The sequence below is a fragment of the Stutzerimonas urumqiensis genome (assembly GCF_003640395.1).
Classification (GTDB): domain Bacteria; phylum Pseudomonadota; class Gammaproteobacteria; order Pseudomonadales; family Pseudomonadaceae; genus Stutzerimonas; species Stutzerimonas urumqiensis.
This window is the reverse complement of sequence record NZ_RBZQ01000003.1, coordinates 428,666-444,814: the sequence shown is the minus strand read 5'-3', so window position 1 is coordinate 444,814 and position 16,149 is coordinate 428,666. Positions and strand designations below refer to the sequence as shown.

Annotated in this window: 17 protein-coding genes; 15 read left to right on the top strand and 2 right to left on the bottom strand. The window is 67.2% G+C overall.

Features of this window, described 5'->3' with window-relative positions:
- Positions 1–100: 100 nt before the first annotated feature.
- The 8 genes from D7325_RS08050 to D7325_RS08015 are packed head-to-tail and all read left to right on the top strand — an operon-like array spanning position 101 to position 6,346.
- The gene (locus D7325_RS08050; protein ID WP_245962047.1) at positions 101–601 is read left to right on the top strand and encodes a c-type cytochrome; all 501 of its coding nucleotides are present in this window, start codon (positions 101–103) and stop codon (positions 599–601) included.
- Complete coding sequence (locus tag D7325_RS08045) at positions 598–1,617, top strand: hypothetical protein (RefSeq protein ID WP_120995035.1); 1,020 nt, start codon at positions 598–600, stop codon at positions 1,615–1,617. The genes D7325_RS08050 and D7325_RS08045 overlap by 4 nt, the downstream gene beginning before the upstream one ends.
- Complete coding sequence (locus D7325_RS08040) at positions 1,614–2,045, top strand: hypothetical protein (RefSeq protein WP_120995034.1); 432 nt, start codon at positions 1,614–1,616, stop codon at positions 2,043–2,045. Before D7325_RS08045 ends, D7325_RS08040 begins: the two co-directional genes overlap by 4 nt.
- Entirely contained in the window at positions 2,045–2,851 is an 807-nt protein-coding gene (locus D7325_RS08035; protein ID WP_120995033.1) for an SCO family protein, read from the top strand. Before D7325_RS08040 ends, D7325_RS08035 begins: the two co-directional genes overlap by 1 nt.
- Positions 2,841–3,836: a cytochrome c oxidase subunit II gene (coxB, locus tag D7325_RS08030; RefSeq protein WP_120995032.1), complete on the top strand. Its 996-nt coding sequence runs from the start codon at positions 2,841–2,843 to the stop codon at positions 3,834–3,836. Before D7325_RS08035 ends, coxB begins: the two co-directional genes overlap by 11 nt.
- On the top strand, positions 3,833–5,458 hold the full coding sequence (locus D7325_RS08025) for a cytochrome c oxidase subunit I (protein WP_120995031.1): 1,626 nt from the start codon (positions 3,833–3,835) through the stop codon (positions 5,456–5,458). The genes coxB and D7325_RS08025 overlap by 4 nt, the downstream gene beginning before the upstream one ends.
- Positions 5,445–6,092: a cytochrome c oxidase subunit 3 gene (locus D7325_RS08020; RefSeq protein ID WP_120995030.1), complete on the top strand. Its 648-nt coding sequence runs from the start codon at positions 5,445–5,447 to the stop codon at positions 6,090–6,092. The genes D7325_RS08025 and D7325_RS08020 overlap by 14 nt, the downstream gene beginning before the upstream one ends.
- Entirely contained in the window at positions 6,089–6,346 is a 258-nt protein-coding gene (locus D7325_RS08015; protein ID WP_120995029.1) for a hypothetical protein, read from the top strand. Before D7325_RS08020 ends, D7325_RS08015 begins: the two co-directional genes overlap by 4 nt.
- 148 nt (positions 6,347–6,494) lie before the next feature.
- Here the strand turns inward: D7325_RS08015 and D7325_RS08010 are convergent, their stop codons facing one another.
- Positions 6,495–6,995 carry a tRNA (cytidine(34)-2'-O)-methyltransferase gene (locus tag D7325_RS08010; protein WP_120995028.1) on the bottom strand — a complete coding sequence of 167 codons (501 nt, stop codon included), beginning with the start codon at positions 6,993–6,995 and terminating at the stop codon, positions 6,495–6,497.
- Between D7325_RS08010 and D7325_RS08005 the strand changes: the two genes are divergently transcribed.
- On the top strand, positions 6,994–7,440 hold the full coding sequence (locus D7325_RS08005) for a hypothetical protein (protein ID WP_120995027.1): 447 nt from the start codon (positions 6,994–6,996) through the stop codon (positions 7,438–7,440). The two genes, D7325_RS08010 and D7325_RS08005, sit on opposite strands and share 2 nt — an antisense overlap.
- 42 nt (positions 7,441–7,482) lie before the next feature.
- Here the strand turns inward: D7325_RS08005 and D7325_RS08000 are convergent, their stop codons facing one another.
- On the bottom strand, positions 7,483–9,195 hold the full coding sequence (locus tag D7325_RS08000; protein WP_120995026.1) for an AMP-binding protein: 1,713 nt from the start codon (positions 9,193–9,195) through the stop codon (positions 7,483–7,485).
- A gap of 258 nt (positions 9,196–9,453) precedes the next feature.
- Here D7325_RS08000 and D7325_RS07995 point away from each other — a divergent pair, with 258 nt between their 5' ends.
- The 6 genes from D7325_RS07995 (at position 9,454) to D7325_RS07970 (ending at position 16,138) form a co-directional block, all read left to right on the top strand.
- Complete coding sequence (locus D7325_RS07995; protein WP_120995025.1) at positions 9,454–10,398, top strand: LysR family transcriptional regulator; 945 nt, start codon at positions 9,454–9,456, stop codon at positions 10,396–10,398.
- Positions 10,399–10,545: 147 nt separating this feature from the next.
- Positions 10,546–10,809 (top strand): DUF2790 domain-containing protein, encoded by a 264-nt coding sequence (locus D7325_RS07990; protein WP_120995024.1) that lies wholly within the window; start codon positions 10,546–10,548, stop codon positions 10,807–10,809.
- Between the two features lie 368 nt (positions 10,810–11,177).
- Positions 11,178–12,515: a lysine N(6)-hydroxylase/L-ornithine N(5)-oxygenase family protein gene (locus tag D7325_RS07985; protein WP_120995023.1), complete on the top strand. Its 1,338-nt coding sequence runs from the start codon at positions 11,178–11,180 to the stop codon at positions 12,513–12,515.
- Complete coding sequence (locus D7325_RS07980; RefSeq protein ID WP_120995022.1) at positions 12,512–13,711, top strand: MFS transporter; 1,200 nt, start codon at positions 12,512–12,514, stop codon at positions 13,709–13,711. Before D7325_RS07985 ends, D7325_RS07980 begins: the two co-directional genes overlap by 4 nt.
- Positions 13,701–14,279: a GNAT family N-acetyltransferase gene (locus tag D7325_RS07975; protein WP_120995021.1), complete on the top strand. Its 579-nt coding sequence runs from the start codon at positions 13,701–13,703 to the stop codon at positions 14,277–14,279. The genes D7325_RS07980 and D7325_RS07975 overlap by 11 nt, the downstream gene beginning before the upstream one ends.
- The gene (locus D7325_RS07970) at positions 14,276–16,138 is read left to right on the top strand and encodes an IucA/IucC family protein (protein WP_281273498.1); all 1,863 of its coding nucleotides are present in this window, start codon (positions 14,276–14,278) and stop codon (positions 16,136–16,138) included. The genes D7325_RS07975 and D7325_RS07970 overlap by 4 nt, the downstream gene beginning before the upstream one ends.
- The last annotated feature ends 11 nt before the right edge of the window (positions 16,139–16,149 follow it).

Genomic DNA, 16,149 nt, shown 5'->3' with positions numbered 1-16,149 from the left:
ACGTACGCTCCGTTTTCTCGGCATCTTTCGCCTTGCCTGCCCGTCGCTCGCTACGCGTTCGGCTGGAAGGTGGTTCGGCGTGTTCCTACCGGTTTGCGTTTTGACGCTTGTTGCCGGCTGCGACCAGATGGCCCGGCAGCCGCGCGCCGATGCCCAGGAGGCGAGCCGGTTCTTCCCCGACGGCAAGGTCAACCAGGCCCCGCCGGTGGGTACAGTGGCGCGCGGCGAGCTGGCCCGGGACGCCGTGCTGGCCGAGCGTCCGCCGCTGACGGCCGCCTTGCTGGAGCGGGGCGAAGAGCGCTACCGCATCAACTGCGTGCCCTGTCACGGCCTGGCCGGCGATGGCCTCGGCACGGTGGTGCAGCGCGGCTTTCCCAGGCCGCCGGATTTCGCCGAGCCGCGCCTGGTGCAGGCGCCGGACCGCCACTTCCTGAAGGTCATCGAGCATGGCTATGGCGTGATGTACAGCTACGCCGCGCGGGTGAAGCCGGCTGACCGCTGGGCGATCGTCGCGCATATCCGCAGCCTGCAACTGGCGCGTACCGCTGACGTGAAGGCGCTGCCCGAGGAAGACCGCCGTGCGCTGGAGGCCCGGCCATGACCGCCTTCGAACGGATCGGCCCGGCACGCATGCGCGCCATCGCCTGGGCTGCGCTGATCGTCGGGGCGACCGGGACGCTCGCCGGCCTGCTGCTCGCACCGCGCGAGACCCTGGCCGCCTGCGTCGCCAGCCTGCTCGGGCTGGCCGGCATTCCGCTCGGGGCGCTGGCGCTGGGCCTCGCGCTGGCGCCGGTCAGCGGCAGTGCGCGCGACCAGCTCTGGCCCTGGACGCTGGTCGCGAGCCGGGCCATGCCGGCGCTGCTGCTGATGGTGTTGCCCGGGTTACTTGGCGCCGGGGTGATCTATGAGTGGATGCACCAGTACAGCAACGGCTTTCGTGCGCTCTGGCTGTGGTGGCCGAGCTTCGTCGTGCGCGGGCTGCTTTATGTCGGCCTGTGGTGGGCGCTGGCGCGCTGGCTGTTGCCGACCACGCTGCGCAATCCGGCCGGCGCCGGGCTGGGGCTGATCGCGGCGGTCTTGAGCGTGTCGCTGGCGGCCTTCGACTGGGCGCAATCGATGGCGCCGCACTTCGCGTCGAGCATCTTTGGCCTGCTCTGGCTGGGCCGGCTGATGCTGTCGGGCATCGCCGCCTGCATCCTGCTGTGCCTGTTCACCGGCGCCACGCGGCCGAGCGTGCTGCGCGGGTTGCTGTCGGCGGCGGCGCTGGCCTGGCTCTACCTGCATTTCATGCAGTACCTGATCGTCTGGTACGGCAACCTGCCCGAAGAGGTGCGCTGGTACCAGGTGCGCGGGCGCGACTGGCCGCTGCTGACCTGGCTGGTGGCGGCGCAGAGCCTGGTGTTCGTCGCCACCTGGTGGCCGCTCTCCGCGCGCCGCCTGCCGCTGGCCGTATTGGCCGTCTGCACGCTGCTGCTGGGGCTGGCCGAGGGCGCCTGGCTCAGCCTCGCGAGCCTGTCCGATCTGCATGCGCTGTGGACGATGTTGGGGATGGTCGCAGCGGTAGCTGCTGGCGGCGGGCTGATGGGAGTGCTGATGCTGCCGAGGAGGTCCGCATGAGCGTGCCGGTCGATCCGCGTTCGAAAGACGATGGCTTCGAACACCATGACGCGAACGTCAAAGTGCTGCTGGTGATTGGCTTCGGGCTGCTGGCGACACTGGCGATCTCGATGCTCGCCGTCGGCCTGCTGGTCGGCTACTACGGCTCGCAGGCCGAAGCGCCGGTGACCGCGCTGGAGCGCGAGCGGGTCGTGCCGCCGCCGCCGCGGCTCGCAACGGCGTTTCGCCTCGGTCGCGAGGGCCGGATCGGCGAGGCCGAGCAACGCCTGGGGGACTACGCATGGGTCGACCGGGACGCGGGCGTGGCGCGCATTCCACTGGAGCGCGCACGCGCACTGCTGCTCCAACGGGGCTGGCCGACGCCGGCCGAGGACAAGGCTGCGGACGACCTGCGCCTGCGACAAGCCAAGCAGCGGAGCGATCCCTGATGACCCGCCTGTGGCTGTTCGTCTCGCTGCTGCTGGTGTTGGCCGTGCCGGCGCATGCGGCCGAGCCGTTCGATCCGTTCGACGCAGCCGGTATCGATCCGCGTCCCGGTGCGCAGCTGCCGCTGGACGTCCCCTTCACGAACGACCGCGGCGAGTCGGTCACGCTCGGCGAGTTGCTCGACGGCCGCCCGGCGGTGCTGGTGCCGGTCTATTTCAACTGCCCGAACGTCTGCGGCGCGCAGCTGGCCAGCCTGTTCAACCTGCTGGGCGCCGTGCCCTTCGCGCTGGGCGAGGACTACGTGGTGATCGCCTACAGTTTCGACCCGCGCGAGACGCCGGCCGACGCCCGTGCCGAGCGCGACAAGCTGGCCAGACGCTGGCCGGCGCTGGCCAACTCGGACGCCGTACACCTGCTCACCGGGCCGGAGACGGCGAGCCGTGCGGTCAGCGATGCGCTGGGCTTTCGCTACCGCTGGGATCAGGCCATCCAGGAATACGCCCATGCCTCGGCAATCGCCACCCTGAGCCCGGACGGGCGGCTGGTGCAGTGGCTCTACGGGCTCGGCTACCAGCCCAACGACCTGCGGCTGGCGTTGACCGATGCCGGGGAAGGCCAGGTCGGCGACTTCGCCGATCAGCTGTTGCTGCTCTGCTACCACTACAACCCGCGCACCGGCGGCTACGACAACTGGGTGATCGGCGCCTTGCAGATCGGCGGTACCGGCACGGCGGCGGCGTTGCTGGGCTTCATCGGCCTGTCGCTCTGGCGCGAGCGCAAGCAACGGGAGGGCGGCGATGGACGATGAATTCCTGCGCCTGTGGCCGCAGGCCGCCTCGGACCATGCGCATGCCATCGACTGGCTGATCTGGTCGTTCACCGGAATGATGGCGATCTTCGTGGTGCCGGTGTTCGTGCTGACCATCCTGTTCGCCATCCGCTATCGCAAGGGCACGCGGGTGTCGCGCGACCATCGCCCGCGCGGCAGCATGAAGGTCGAGATGACCTGGATCGTGCTGCCCTTCATCGGCTCGATGATCATCTACCTGGTCTCGGCGCGGCTGTACTACGAGGTGAAGACGCCGCCGGCCGATGCGATGGTCATCCAGGTGGTCGCCAAGCAGTGGATGTGGAAGTTCCAGCACCCCGGCGGCCAGCGCGAGATCAACACGCTGCATGTGCCGGTCGGGCGGCCGGTGCGGCTGAACATGATCAGCCAGGACGTCATCCACAGCCTGTATTTCCCGGCCCTGCGCATCAAGCAGGACCTCCTTCCGGGCCGCTATACCGCGCTGTGGTTCAGCGCCACCGAGACCGGCCGCTACGAGGCGTTCTGCGCCGAATACTGCGGCACCGACCATTCGAAAATGCTCGCCACGCTGATCGTGCAATCGCCGCAGGAATACCAGCGCTGGCTATCGCAGTCCGGCGCCAGCGAGTCGCTCGCCGAGCAGGGCGAGGTACTGTTCCGCCAGTTCGGCTGCAGTGGCTGTCACGGCCCGGCCGCGGTCGCGAAGGCGCCGACGCTGGAGGGTCTGTACGGCCGTCGCGTCGCGCTGCACGACGGTACATCGGTGATCGCCGACCAGGCCTATATCCGCGACAGCATCCTGCTGCCGCACAAGCAGCTCGTCGCCGGCTACGAGCCGATCATGCCGAGCTTCTCGAACGTGATCGATGAGGAAGGCGTGCTGCGCCTGACGGCCTACATCCAGTCGCTGGGCGAGGGTGAACAGGGCGAGCCGCACGCCGACAGCCCGCGCAACCCGCCGCCCGAGGAGACCGCCCCGTGAGTCAGAAGAACCCCGCCGCCGATCGCGCGCCCAGTTACCTGGCCGACGAGCACGGGCTGCGCACCTGGCTGCTGACCACCGACCACAAGCGCATCGCGATCCTCTACCTGATCAGCGTCACCGCGTTCTTCTTTCTCGGCAGCCTCGCCGCCAGCCTGGTGCGGATCGAACTGGTCACGCCCGAGGGCGATCTGCTGAGCCCCGACGGCTACAACCGCGCCTTCACCCTGCACGGCGTGGTGATGGTCTGGTTCTTCCTCATCCCGTCGATCCCGGCGGTGTTTGGCAACTTCCTCATTCCGATCATGATCGGCGCGCGCGACATGGCCTTCCCGAAGCTGAACCTGTTCAGCTGGTACCTGCTGGTCGGTGGCGGCAGCTTCACGCTCTACGCGCTGCTCGCCGGCGGCGTGGCGACCGGCTGGACCTTCTATACGCCGCTGTCGACCATGTTCAGCAACGGCCACGTGGTGGCGGTGATTCTCGGGGTGTTCATCGTCGGCTTCTCGTCGATCCTGACCGGCCTGAACATCATCGTGACCATCCACCGACTGCGCGCGCCGGGCATGACCTGGTTCCGCATGCCATTGTTCTGCTGGTCGCTCTACGCCACCTCGGTGATCCTGGTGCTGGCCACGCCGGTGCTGGCGATCACCCTGCTGCTGGTGGCCGCCGAGCACCTGTTCGGCATCGGTGTGTTCGACCCGCGGCTGGGCGGCGATCCGCTGCTGTTCCAGCACCTGTTCTGGTTCTACAGCCACCCGGCGGTGTACATCATGATCCTGCCGGCGATGGGGGTGATGAGCGAGCTGGTCACCGCGGCGGCGCACAAGCGTATCTTCGGCTACAGCTTCGTCGCCTACTCGAGCCTGGCGATCGCGGTGATCGGCTTCATGGTCTGGGGCCACCACATGTTCGTCGCCGGGCAGTCGATGTACGCCAGCATGGTGTTTTCGCTGCTGAGCTTCCTGGTCGCCATCCCCTCGGCGATCAAGGTCTACAACTGGACCGCCACGCTCTACAAAAGCAACCTGACCATCGATGCACACTTTCTCTATGCGCTGACCTTCATCGGCCTGTTCGTGATCGGCGGCATCACCGGGCTGTTCCTCGCGCTGCTGGCGGCGGACGTGCACGTGCACGACACCTACTTCGTGGTGGCGCACTTCCACTACATCATGGTCGGCGCGGCGGTGGCCGGGTTCTTCGGCGGGCTGCATTTCTGGTGGCCGAAGATGACCGGGCGGATGTACTCGCAGCTGTGGGGCAAGATCGCCGCGGTGATGATCTTCTGCGGCTTCAACCTGACCTTCTTCCCGCAGTTCCTGCTCGGCTACCTGGGCATGCCGCGGCGTTACCACAGCTACCCGGAAGACTTCCAGTTCCTGCACGTGCTGTCCTCGACGGGCGCGGCCGTGCTGGCGGTGGGCTACGTCATGCCCTTCTTCTATCTGCTCTGGTCACTGCGCTATGGCCCGCAGGCCGAGGACGATCCCTGGGACGCGGCCGGCCTGGAATGGCGGACGTCTTCACCGCCGCCCACGCACAACTTCCTCGAGACGCCGATCGTCGATTTCGATGCCTACGAATACCCGCCCGAGGCGACCCATGGACGTTCGTGAGCAGTACCTGGCCGAGCCCTACCAGACGGCTGCCCAGCAGCGCGAAGCCACCTTTCTCGGCATGTGGGTGTTTCTCGCGACCGAAATCATGATGTTCGGCGGGCTGTTTCTGGTCATCTACTACTACCGCCTGCAGCACCCTGTAGGGGTTGGCGAGGCGGTGCATCACCTGCATTCGATCCTGGCCGCCTTCAACAGCGCGCTACTCCTGACCGGCAGCCTGTGCATGAGCCTGATGGTGCAGGCGTCGCGCCTGGGCGATTACCGGCGCGTGCAGCGGCTGCTCCTGCTGACGGCGTTCTTCGGGCTGGCCTTTCTGGCCGTGAAAGGCTTCGAGTACGGCTGGGAGTATCGCGAGGGCCTGCTACCCGGCATGGGGCCCGAATCGCCGCTGAAGGAGCCTGCGGCACGGCTGTTCATGAATATCTACCTGTTCGCCACGGGGCTGCACGCGGTGCATGTGACCCTCGGCGTCACGATCATCCTCGGCATGGTGGTGCGCATCCACTTCGCCCATATGAAGCTGCCCGAGCGCGCGATCACGCTGGAGATGGTCGGGCTCTACTGGCATCTGATCGACGTGATCTGGATCGTCCTTTACCCCTCGCTCTACCTGGTCGGGAGGGCGGTATGAAGACGCGCAAGCTGCTGCTCATCTACGCCGGGCTGCTGATGCTGCTGGCCATCGGCGCCACGGTGGCGATCCAGTTCCCGCAATGGGCGATGCTGGCGCTTGTGTGCGCCGCGGGGCAGGCGATCCTGCTGCTGTTCGGCCTGGCCGAACTGGGCACGCACACGCCGCTGGTACGCTTTTTCGCGTTCGGCGCAGGCTTCTGGCTGGTGCTGATGTTCACCCTGTCGATCGCCGACCTGCTGACACGCGGGTAGCGGCCGGTCGGTTCGGGATCGGTGGGTGACGCTGCGCGGTTACCCACCCTAGGTCAGCATCGCTTCGGTGCGGGTGCGGGTGCGGAGGGTGGAAAACGGCGCAGCCTTTTCCACCGTCGGGTGCGGAGGAAATCCAGCGCTTCGGCGATCAGCGCGCGCTCATGGGAAAGCCCAGCTGCCGCCAGCCCTCATAGACCGCCACGGCCACGGTGTTGGAGAGGTTCAGGCTGCGGCTGTCGGGCTGCATCGGCAGCCGGACGCGCTGCTCCGGCGGGAAGGCGTCGCGGATTTCCGCTGGCAGGCCACGACTTTCAGGGCCGAACAGGAAGGCGTCGCCCGCGCGGTAGCTCACCTCGTGAAAAGGTTGCGATCCCTTGGTGGTGAACGCGAACACCCGCGGCCCGCCATCGGGCCCGCGCACGCCAGGGTGCGGCAGGCCGAGGCTGTCGAGGCAGGCCTCGAGCGTGGCATGGCGTTGCAGGCTGGCGTATTCGTGATAGTCCAGGCCGGCGCGGCGCAGTCGCTTGTCGTCCAGTTCGTAACCCAGCGGCTCGATCAGGTGCAGCCGGCAGCCGGTGTTGGCGCACAGCCTGATAATGTTGCCGGTGTTCGGAGGGATCTCCGGCTGGAACAGGATGACGTGGAACATGGCGGATACCGAGGCGGACGAGGTTGCGCATTCTAGGGCTACCGACGCCGAGCGGCGACGCTTGCGCTGGCAGTTCTTCGGCTCGCTGGTCCTGCTGGGCCTGCTGTTCGGGCTGATGCTGGGCCGCCTGGTCGATCGTCAACCGACGCTGCAAGGCCTGGCAGCGCGCGACGGCGGCCTGGTGTTGCACCTGAGCGGCCAGGCGGATATCCGCGATGAGCACCGTGCCGGCGTCTACGTCGTGCTGATCGAGGCGCGAGCCTCCGGCGAGACGAAGCGCGGACAGCTCGAACTCGGCGGGCAGCCCGTCAACTGGCAGCTGCGCGAGACCGAGGCAGGGCTGTCGCTGCGGCTGATCGCCGCGCGCCCGCTCACCGGCCGCTGGCACGGCGAAGCGACCGACGACGGCTGGCAGCTGCGGATCGAGGTCGAGCCGGCCCGCTGAGCGCGGCCGGCAGCACATATTCGCGCGACAGCCGATCGCGACTCAGGCGACGCCCGCCGGGGCGCTGGCGAAATCCTCCTCGAAGTATTCGTTCGGCTCGCGCCCACCGGCTTCTCGGCGGCGAGCCTCCTGCGCGCGCAATTCCACGCGGCGGATCTTGCCGGACAGCGTCTTGGGCAGCTCGCTGGCGAACTCCAGCCGCCGCACACGCTTGTAGGGGGCCAGGTGGTCGCGGGCGAAAGCGAGGATATCGGCCGCCAGCTCGGCGCTCGGTTCATGGCCGTGGCTCAAGGTGAGCACCGCCTTGGGCACGCACAGGCGCACCGGATCGGGGCTCGGCACGATCGCCACCTCGGCGACCGCCGGGTGCTCGATCAGCACGCTTTCCAGCTCGAACGGGCTGATGCGGTAGTCCGACGCCTTGAAGACGTCATCGGCGCGGCCGACGAAATGGATGTAGCCCTCGCTGTCGCGCATCGCCGTGTCGCCGGTGCGGTAATAACCGCCACGGGTGACCTCGGCGGTTTTCTCGGGGCTGTCTTCGTAGCCGCACATCAGGCCCAGCGGCGCCGGGTCCAGCCGCAGCGCGACTTCGCCTTCCTCGGCGGGGTTGCCGTCCGGGTCGAGCAGGGCGACGCGATAGCCCGGTAGCGGGCGGCCCATCGAGCCCGGCTTGAGCGGCTGGCCCGGCGTGTTGCCGATCTGCGCGGTGGTTTCGGTCTGCCCGTAGCCGTCGCGCAGCGTCAGGCCCCAGGCGTCGCGGACCTGCTCGATGATTTCCGGGTTGAGCGGTTCTCCCGCGCCGATCACCTCGCGCAGGCGCAAGCGCCCACGGAAGGCCGCCAGGTCTTCCTGGATGAGCATCCGCCAGACCGTCGGCGGGGCGCAGAGGCTGGTGATCCCGTGGCGCTCGAGCGTGCGCAGCAGCACCGGCGCGCTGAAACGCGCCACGTTATGGATGAACACGCAGGCGCCGGCGTTCCAGGGCGCGAAGAAACAGCTCCAGGCATGTTTCGCCCAGCCCGGCGAGGAGATGTTCAGGTGCACGTCGCCGGGCCGCAGGCCGATCCAGTACATCGTCGACAGGTGCCCGACCGGGTAGCTCTGGTGGCTGTGCAACACCAGCTTGGGCTTGGAGGTCGTGCCGGAGGTGAAGTACAGCAGCAGCGGATCGGTGGCGGCGGTCTCGCCATCGGGCTCGAAGGCGTCGGGCTCATGGGCGGTTGCGGCGAAATCCAGCCAGCCCTCGGTCGGATCGCCGATGCAGATGCGCGTATAGCCGCCGTCGATCGACTCGAACTTGTCGCAATGCGCGCAGCCGACCAGCACATGGCCGACGCGGCCGCGTTCGAGCCGGTCGCGCAGGTCGGCGGGCGTCAGCAGGCCGGTCGCCGGAATCACCACGGCGCCGAGCTTGAAGGCGGCCAGCATGGTTTCCCAGAGCGCCACCTCGTTACCGAGCATCAGCAGGATTCGCTCGCCGCGCTTCACGCCGTGGCGCCGCAGGAAGTTCGCCACCTGGTTCGAGCGACGCGACAGCTGCGAGAAGCTGTAGACCTCCTCGGTGCCTTCCTCGCAGAGGATGCGCAGCGCCGGCTGGCTGTTGCCGCGCGCCATGACGTCGAAGTAGTCGAGCGCCCAGTTGAATCGATCGAGCGTCGGCCAGCGGAAGCCGGCCACCGCGGCGTCGTAGTCGTCGGCATGCTCGAGCAGAAAGTCGCGGGCGGTGAGAAAGGCCTGGGTGTTCGGATTCATCGTGATCTCCGTCCTGTACGGCGCCCATCCGGCGCCAGCTCGGGTGAAAGGGCGCGGGCGCAGCAGTGGCCCGGATGTACGGCGTGGCGTGCTCCGAGGGCAGAGGGCGAGTGCTGAAGCGGTGGCGTGCAGGGGCTGGGAAACGGGCGCATGGCTGGCTCTTGTTGTCATTGCGCGGCCCTGACGGCGCCGCGCTGGTCGTTCTGGAGTATAGATATGCAAACTTGTCCGCCAGTCATGTAGAAAAACCGAAGCGATATGCAAAAACCTCACATCACGCCCGGCCAGCTGAACTGGGACGACCTCAAGCATTTCCTGGAAGTGGCCCGCAGCCGCAAAGCGACGGTGGCGGCGGCGCGCCTGGGCGTGGACTACACGACCGTGTCGCGCCGGATTCGCGCGCTGGAACAGGCGCTCGGTGCGCTGCTGTTCGAGAAGTCCCGCGGCACGGGCTTCGTCCTGACCGCGGAAGGCCAGCGCCTGCTGGGGTTCGCCGAAACCTTCGAAAGTACCCTCCAGGCCGCCTGCGAGCAGGTGTCCGGCGCGGGCCTGTCGTTGTCGGGAAACGTGCGGATCGGCTCGACCGAGGGCTTCGGCAGCTTCTTCGTGACGCCGCAGATCAGCCGGTTCCAGCAGCGCTACCCCGACATCTCGGTGGATGTGGTCGCGGTGCCGCACTTTCTCAGCCTGTCCAAGCGCGAGGCCGACATCGCCATCTCGCTCGAACGGCCGACCAGCGGCCCGTACATCTGCTCGCGCCTGTGCGACTACCGGCTGCGGCTGTATGCGACGCCCGCCTACCTCGCCGCGCACCGCCCGATCGGCGCCCTGGGCGATCTCGAAGGTCACCCGTTCTGCGGCTATGTCGACGACCTCGCCTTCAGCCCGCAGCTGCTATATCTCGATCGCGTGGTCCCGCGCGCCGCGAGCCGCCTGCGCAGCACCAGCGTGATCGCGCAGTACCAGGCGGTGCTGCAGGGCGACACGCTGGGCATCCTGCCGTGCTTCCTGGCCGCGCCGGACGAGCGGCTGGTCGAGGTGCTACCCGAGCAGGTCGAGGTGCTGCGGCAGTTCTGGATGTACTACCGGGAGGATCTGGCGAAGCTGCGGCGTATCACGCTCGTCGCGGAATACCTGCGTGCCTGCGCCGAGCGCAACCACGCCTTCCTGCTCGGCGAGGAACGGTCAATGCGCTTCGATTGAGCGCAGCGGCTTAAGCATTCGAGGCGTCTGGGCAGACATCGATAGGCTCGATGGGCACTAGCAGGCGCATCAATTTCAAGCATAAGAACCGTGGTGGTTAGATCGAACCTGTCCCGGCGCGTCGCGCCAATCGATAGGAGAACCACCATGAAACTCATCGCTGCCACCCTCGCTACCCTGACTGCAATCGCACCGCTGGCCTTTGCCGGCACGGCAGAAAAGCCGACCGACCACCACCCGGCCATCACTTACGAATATGGCCAGCCGCTGGACGTGAAAAAGGTCCTGTCGATCACCGATACCTCGCAGGCGGTAGGCATCGTGCCGGTCACGCTGGTGTACGAAGACAGCCAGGGCACGGTCCGCGAGGTGCAGTTCGTCCAATATGGCAGCGCGGGCCGTGAAGGCTGATGGCGCATGCTTTTTCGGACGCAACAAAAAAGGCGCGGGGTTTTAGCCCGCGCCTTTATGTCTTTCCTGTCCTGCCCTGGGTCTTCGTCCTGAAGCGCCGCATCCTTGCAACGTCCTGACCCGCGTCCTGCGGGCTGGTGTCTGTCCTCGACACCTGCAATTAAGTCTACGCAGGCAAGGGGTGAGCAAGAATGGACGAAGTCGGCTCATCGTGTAAGCCATTCGCCATAGCCGCGTCTGCGCCGGAACCGCAGCGCCCGAACAGGGTCTTCGGCCAGATGAAGATAATACTGTTTCTGATTTGACAATGATTCTCATCAACTCTAGCCTCCTCGGACCTCGACAGGTCGCTGCGGAGATGAGAGACGATGAATGAATCGACCTACGATTTCATCGCGATTGGCGTTGGGCCCTGCAACCTCGGGCTTGCTTGCCTGACCGCGCCGCTGTCCGGCGTGCGTAGCCTGTTCCTCGAGCGCAAGCCGGCCTTCAGTTGGCATCCGGGCATGCTGCTCGATGGCACCACGCTGCAAAACCCCTTCCTCGCCGATCTGGTCTCGATGGCCGATCCGACCAGCCCGTTCAGCTACCTCAACTACTGCAAGCGACAGGGCCGGCTCTACACCTATTACATCCGCGAGAACTGGTACCTCGATCGGCAGGAGTTCGACCGCTACTGCCGCTGGGCCGCGGCGCAGCTCGATAACCTGCGTTGCGGGCACGAGGTGCAGGGCATTCGCCATGAGCCGGCGACCGGCCAGTATGTCGTTCGCGGGCGGCGAATCGAGGACGGCGGGACGTTCGAATACCGCGCCCGCAAGCTCGTGATCGGCATTGGCGGCGTGCCGTGCTTCCCCGACGGCTGCGGTGCGCTGGATCGCGAACACCTGGTCCACAGCAGCGGCTACCTCGCCGAACGGGCGCGCTTGCAGGCCGGGCGCAGCATCACGGTCGTCGGCAGCGGGCAGAGCGGGGCGGAGGTCTATCACGACCTGCTGCAAGGCTCCGAGCGTCACGGCTACACGCTGAACTGGGTCACCCGCGCGCCGCGCTTCTTCCAGATGGAAGACGCCAAGCTCACGCTCGAACTCATCACCCCCGAATACGGCGACTACTTCTACGACCTCGACCCGGCGACCAAGGCCGAGGTACTCGACGACCAGCGCAGCATCTACAACGGCATCAACCAGTCGTTGATCGAGCGCCTCTACGCCTTGCTCGACGAGCGCCGCCACCGCGACGCGCCGCCGACGCGACTGCTGACCTGCATGGCGCTCGAAGCCTGCCGCCGTGCGCCGGACGGCCGCGGCTGGGAGCTGGATTTCCGCCACACCCAGCTCGGCCGGCGCTACCGCCACCGTGTCGACGGCGTGGTGTTCGCCACCGGCTATCGCCATCAGGTGCCGGCCTTCGTCGAGGGCATCCGAGCGCGCATCCGCTGGAACAGCCAGGGCCAATATGCCCCCTCCAAGCGCTGGGCGGTCGATCACCACAACCGCGAGATCTTCGTGCAGAACGTGGGGCTGCAAAGCCACGGCCTGACCAACCCCGACCTCGGTCTGGCGTGCCACCGCAACAGCCGGCTGCTGGCCGAGCTGACCGGCCACGACCATTACCCGAGCGAGCCGCGCACCGCCTTCCAGGATTTCGCGCCGGGCGAAGACAGCGGCTTCGTCGCCTTGGAACGGGAGGCCGTCGGCTCGTGACGCTGCGTACGACCATCCTGATCATGTCGGCCTTCGGCGTGATCAGCGACTCGATCCTGATCGCCTTCTACCCGCAGTTCTTCGAGCTGCGCTATGGCCTGACCAGTTCGGTGCACGTGGGTGCCTACATCGCCGCCATCTCCATCGCGGTGATGTGCATGCTGCCGTTCTGGGCGCGGGTGGCGCGGTGCGTCGAGACCATGCACCTGCTGGCCTATACCCAGCTGGCCGCCACCACCTTCTGCCTGCTGGCGATCTGGGCGCCGACGGTCGAGGCGTACTGGCTGCTGACCATGCTCATGTTCATGACCAAGGCCAGCTACCTGCTGATGTTCCCCTACCTGATGCGCCTGGAGCCGGCCGACCGGCACAGCGTGACCATTGGCCTGCTCTCTGTGGTGATTCATATCGGCGCGATCTTCGGCGCCGCGGTGGGCGGGCTGGCGCTGCAGGAGTTCGGCCCGCGGTTCTGCGTCGCGCTGATGGCGGCCGGCGATCTCGCGCAGTTCGGGCTTTGCACCTACCTGATCCGCAGCGGGCGAGTGGTGCGGGTGCTGTCGAGTGACGAGACCGAACGGGCCGCGCCGGCGCCGCGCCGCACGCCTGAGGCCCTGGCGGCGCTGCTCAAGCTGAGCCTGCTGATGTTCCTGTTCGACTTCAGCGCCTACCTGGTGCGGCCGTTCTTCACAGTCTACTGGGAAGCGCGCACCGGGATCGCCGAACAGATGCTCACCGGGCTGGTGTTCGCCATTCCGGGGATCGTCGCACTGCTGGCGCTCGCCGTTCGCTACCGGATCGCCAGCCCGCCACGCTGGGTCGACCACACGCTGTTCAACCTGCTGCTCGGCGCGGTGGGCCTGGCGCTCCAGGCCAGCCCTTCGCCCTGGCTGATCATCGTCGGTCGTTGCCTCTACGGCTGGGCGCTGTATCAGGTGATCGTCAAGCTGGAGGTCACGCTGTTCAAGGTCAGCACGCCCGAGGTCTATGCGCGCGATTTCGGCGTGACCAACTTCTTCCAGAACCTCGGCGTGCTGCTGTCGTCGTTCAGCGCCGGCTACCTGGTCGCGCTCGTTGGCGTGCCGACGACCTTCGCCATTGCGGCCGCCGGAATGGTGCTGACCGCCGTGATCGATCGCGGCTGGTTCGGCGTCGACCAGCGCCACCGCGCCACAGAGCAGGCCTGCCATGCAACCTGAATGGATAACACCGTCCGATAACCGGCTGGCGCTGAACCCGGCCTTCGCGCTGCGACCGCTGGCGATCGAGCAGGACGTCGCGATCATCCAGCCCTGGTACCAGATGGATTACGCGCACTTCTGGAACATGCAGAACATGAGCGTCGAGGCCACCGCCGCGTTCTACCGCGAGGCGGCGCAGCGTGGCCTCGACGCCTACCTCGGGTTCGACGATGGCGCACCGGCGTTCGTCGTCGAGTGCTACGACCCGGCGCGCGATCCGCTCGGCGCGTGCTACCCGGTTCAGCCGGGCGACATCGGCATGCATTTCTTCGTCGGGCCGGCCCAGCGGCCGATCCGCCACTACACCCGCGACGTGCTGCGCACGGTCATGGCCTTCCTGTTCGACGCGCTGGGCGCCGAGCGGGTGGTGGTCGAGCCGGACGCGCGCAACGAGCGGGTGCACCGTCTCAACCGGCTGGTCGGCTTCGTCGACGCCGGGACCGTCCAGCTGCCGGGCAAGACGGCCCGGCTGGCGTTCTGCACGGCACGCGATTTCGCTCACTCACTGGAGGAACAGGCCCCATGACGATGTCTCCAAGCCTCGATCGCCCCGCGTCGGCGGTCACGCATCTGCACCCCGACGTCTGGCGCAAGGTCAACCGGCTGCTGGTACGCAAGGCCATCGCCGAGTTCGCTCACGAGCAGGTGTTCGAGCCAGAATGGCTGGCCGAAGCATCGCGCGCCGGCTGGGGTCGTTACGCGCTGGTGGCTGACACGCAGGGCTGTCGTTATCGCTTCGAGGCGCGGCGGATGGCGCTGCGGCATTGGCATGTGGATGCCTCCACCATCGAGCGGGAGGTCGATGGCCAGGCCCAGCCGCTGGACGCCCTGACCTTCGTCATCGACTTCAAGCGCACGCTGGGGATTCCTCCGGACAAACTGCCCGTCTACCTCGACGAGATCAGCAGCACGCTCTACGGCGCCGCCTACAAGCACGAGCGACCGGCACTGACCAGCGCGGAGCTGGCCGACGCCGACTACCAGACGGTCGAGGCGGCGATGATCGAAGGTCATCCGGGCTTCGTCGCCAACAACGGCCGGCTCGGCTTCGACGCGCTCGACTACCATGCCTATGCGCCGGAAACCGGCTCGCGTTTCGCCATCGTCTGGCTCGCCGTGCACCGGGACAACGCCCACTTCGCCTCGGTCCCCGGACTCGATCACGAGACGCTGCTACGCCAGGAGCTGGGCGAGCGCCAGCTCGTCGAATTCCGTCGCCAGCTGGCCGGCGACGGGCTCGATCCGGCGCATTACCTGTTCATGCCGGCGCACCCCTGGCAGTGGTTCAACAAGCTGTCGATCATGTTCGCCGCCGACATCGCCGAGCGCCGCATCGTGCCGCTCGGCCTCGGTGACGACCGCTACTGCGCGCAGCAGTCGGTGCGCACCTACTTCAACAGTTCGCAGCCCGGCCGTTGCTACGTGAAGACCTCGCTGTCGGTGCTGAACATGGGCTTCATGCGCGGCCTGTCGCCGTACTACATGGCCGGCACGCCGGCGATCAACGCTTACCTCGACCGCCTGATCAGCGCCGACCCGGTGCTGCGCGACTATGGCTTCGGCATCCTCCGGGAGGTGGCGTCGGTCGGTTACCGCAACCGCTATTACGAAGCGGCGCTGGAGACCGACAGCCCCTACAAGAAGATGCTTTCGGCGCTCTGGCGGGAAAGCCCCATGCCGCGGCTGAAGACCGGCGAGCGGCTGATGACCATGGCCGCGCTGCTGCATGTCGATCCGCAGGGTACGCCCTTGCTGCCGGAACTCATCCGCCGTTCCGGGCTGGCGCCGCAGGCCTGGCTGCGCCGCTACCTGCGTGCCTTCCTGGAGCCGGTGGTGCACTGCTTCTATGCCCACCACCTAGTGTTCATGCCGCACGGCGAGAACCTCATCCTGGTCCTCGAAGGCCATGTGCCGACGCGCGTGTTCATGAAGGACATCGCCGAGGAGTCGGCCATCCTCGACAAGGACGCGAAGATGCCCGCCGGGCTGGAGCGCCTCGCCGTCGACGTGCCGGAGGACTACAAGATCCTCGGCATCTTCATCGACATCTTCGACGGCGTGTTCCGCCACATGAGCCAGCTGCTCGACGACAGCGGCTGCCTGGCCGAAGACGCCTTCTGGCGCACCGTGGCCGAGTCGATCCTCGACTACCAGCGCGCGCACCCGGCGCTGGCCGAGCGTTTCGCGCGGTACGACTTCTTCGCGCCGACCTTCCTGCACTCGTGCCTCAACCGCCTGCAACTGAAGAACAACCTGCAGATGGTCGACCTGGCCAACCCGGCCGGCAGCCTGATCATGGCCGACCCGCTGGATAACCCGGTCGCGCCCTATGCGCCGGTGCGGTCGCCGCGAGGCGCCACGCGCGAAGAGGCGCTGCCGGTCTAGCGCCGTCATTG

Coding starts and splice junctions, on each gene's coding strand:
- D7325_RS08045 (WP_120995035.1), top strand. CDS start 598: ATGACCGCCTTCGAACGGATCGGCCCGGCACGCATGCGCGCCATCGCC.
- D7325_RS08040 (WP_120995034.1), top strand. CDS start 1,614: ATGAGCGTGCCGGTCGATCCGCGTTCGAAAGACGATGGCTTCGAACAC.
- D7325_RS08035 (WP_120995033.1), top strand. CDS start 2,045: ATGACCCGCCTGTGGCTGTTCGTCTCGCTGCTGCTGGTGTTGGCCGTG.
- coxB (WP_120995032.1), top strand. CDS start 2,841: ATGGACGATGAATTCCTGCGCCTGTGGCCGCAGGCCGCCTCGGACCAT.
- D7325_RS08020 (WP_120995030.1), top strand. CDS start 5,445: ATGGACGTTCGTGAGCAGTACCTGGCCGAGCCCTACCAGACGGCTGCC.
- D7325_RS08015 (WP_120995029.1), top strand. CDS start 6,089: ATGAAGACGCGCAAGCTGCTGCTCATCTACGCCGGGCTGCTGATGCTG.
- D7325_RS08005 (WP_120995027.1), top strand. CDS start 6,994: ATGGCGGATACCGAGGCGGACGAGGTTGCGCATTCTAGGGCTACCGAC.
- D7325_RS08010 (WP_120995028.1), bottom strand. CDS start 6,995: ATGTTCCACGTCATCCTGTTCCAGCCGGAGATCCCTCCGAACACCGGC.
- D7325_RS08000 (WP_120995026.1), bottom strand. CDS start 9,195: ATGAATCCGAACACCCAGGCCTTTCTCACCGCCCGCGACTTTCTGCTC.
- D7325_RS07995 (WP_120995025.1), top strand. CDS start 9,454: ATGCAAAAACCTCACATCACGCCCGGCCAGCTGAACTGGGACGACCTC.
- D7325_RS07990 (WP_120995024.1), top strand. CDS start 10,546: ATGAAACTCATCGCTGCCACCCTCGCTACCCTGACTGCAATCGCACCG.
- D7325_RS07985 (WP_120995023.1), top strand. CDS start 11,178: ATGAATGAATCGACCTACGATTTCATCGCGATTGGCGTTGGGCCCTGC.
- D7325_RS07975 (WP_120995021.1), top strand. CDS start 13,701: ATGCAACCTGAATGGATAACACCGTCCGATAACCGGCTGGCGCTGAAC.
- D7325_RS07970 (WP_281273498.1), top strand. CDS start 14,276: ATGACGATGTCTCCAAGCCTCGATCGCCCCGCGTCGGCGGTCACGCAT.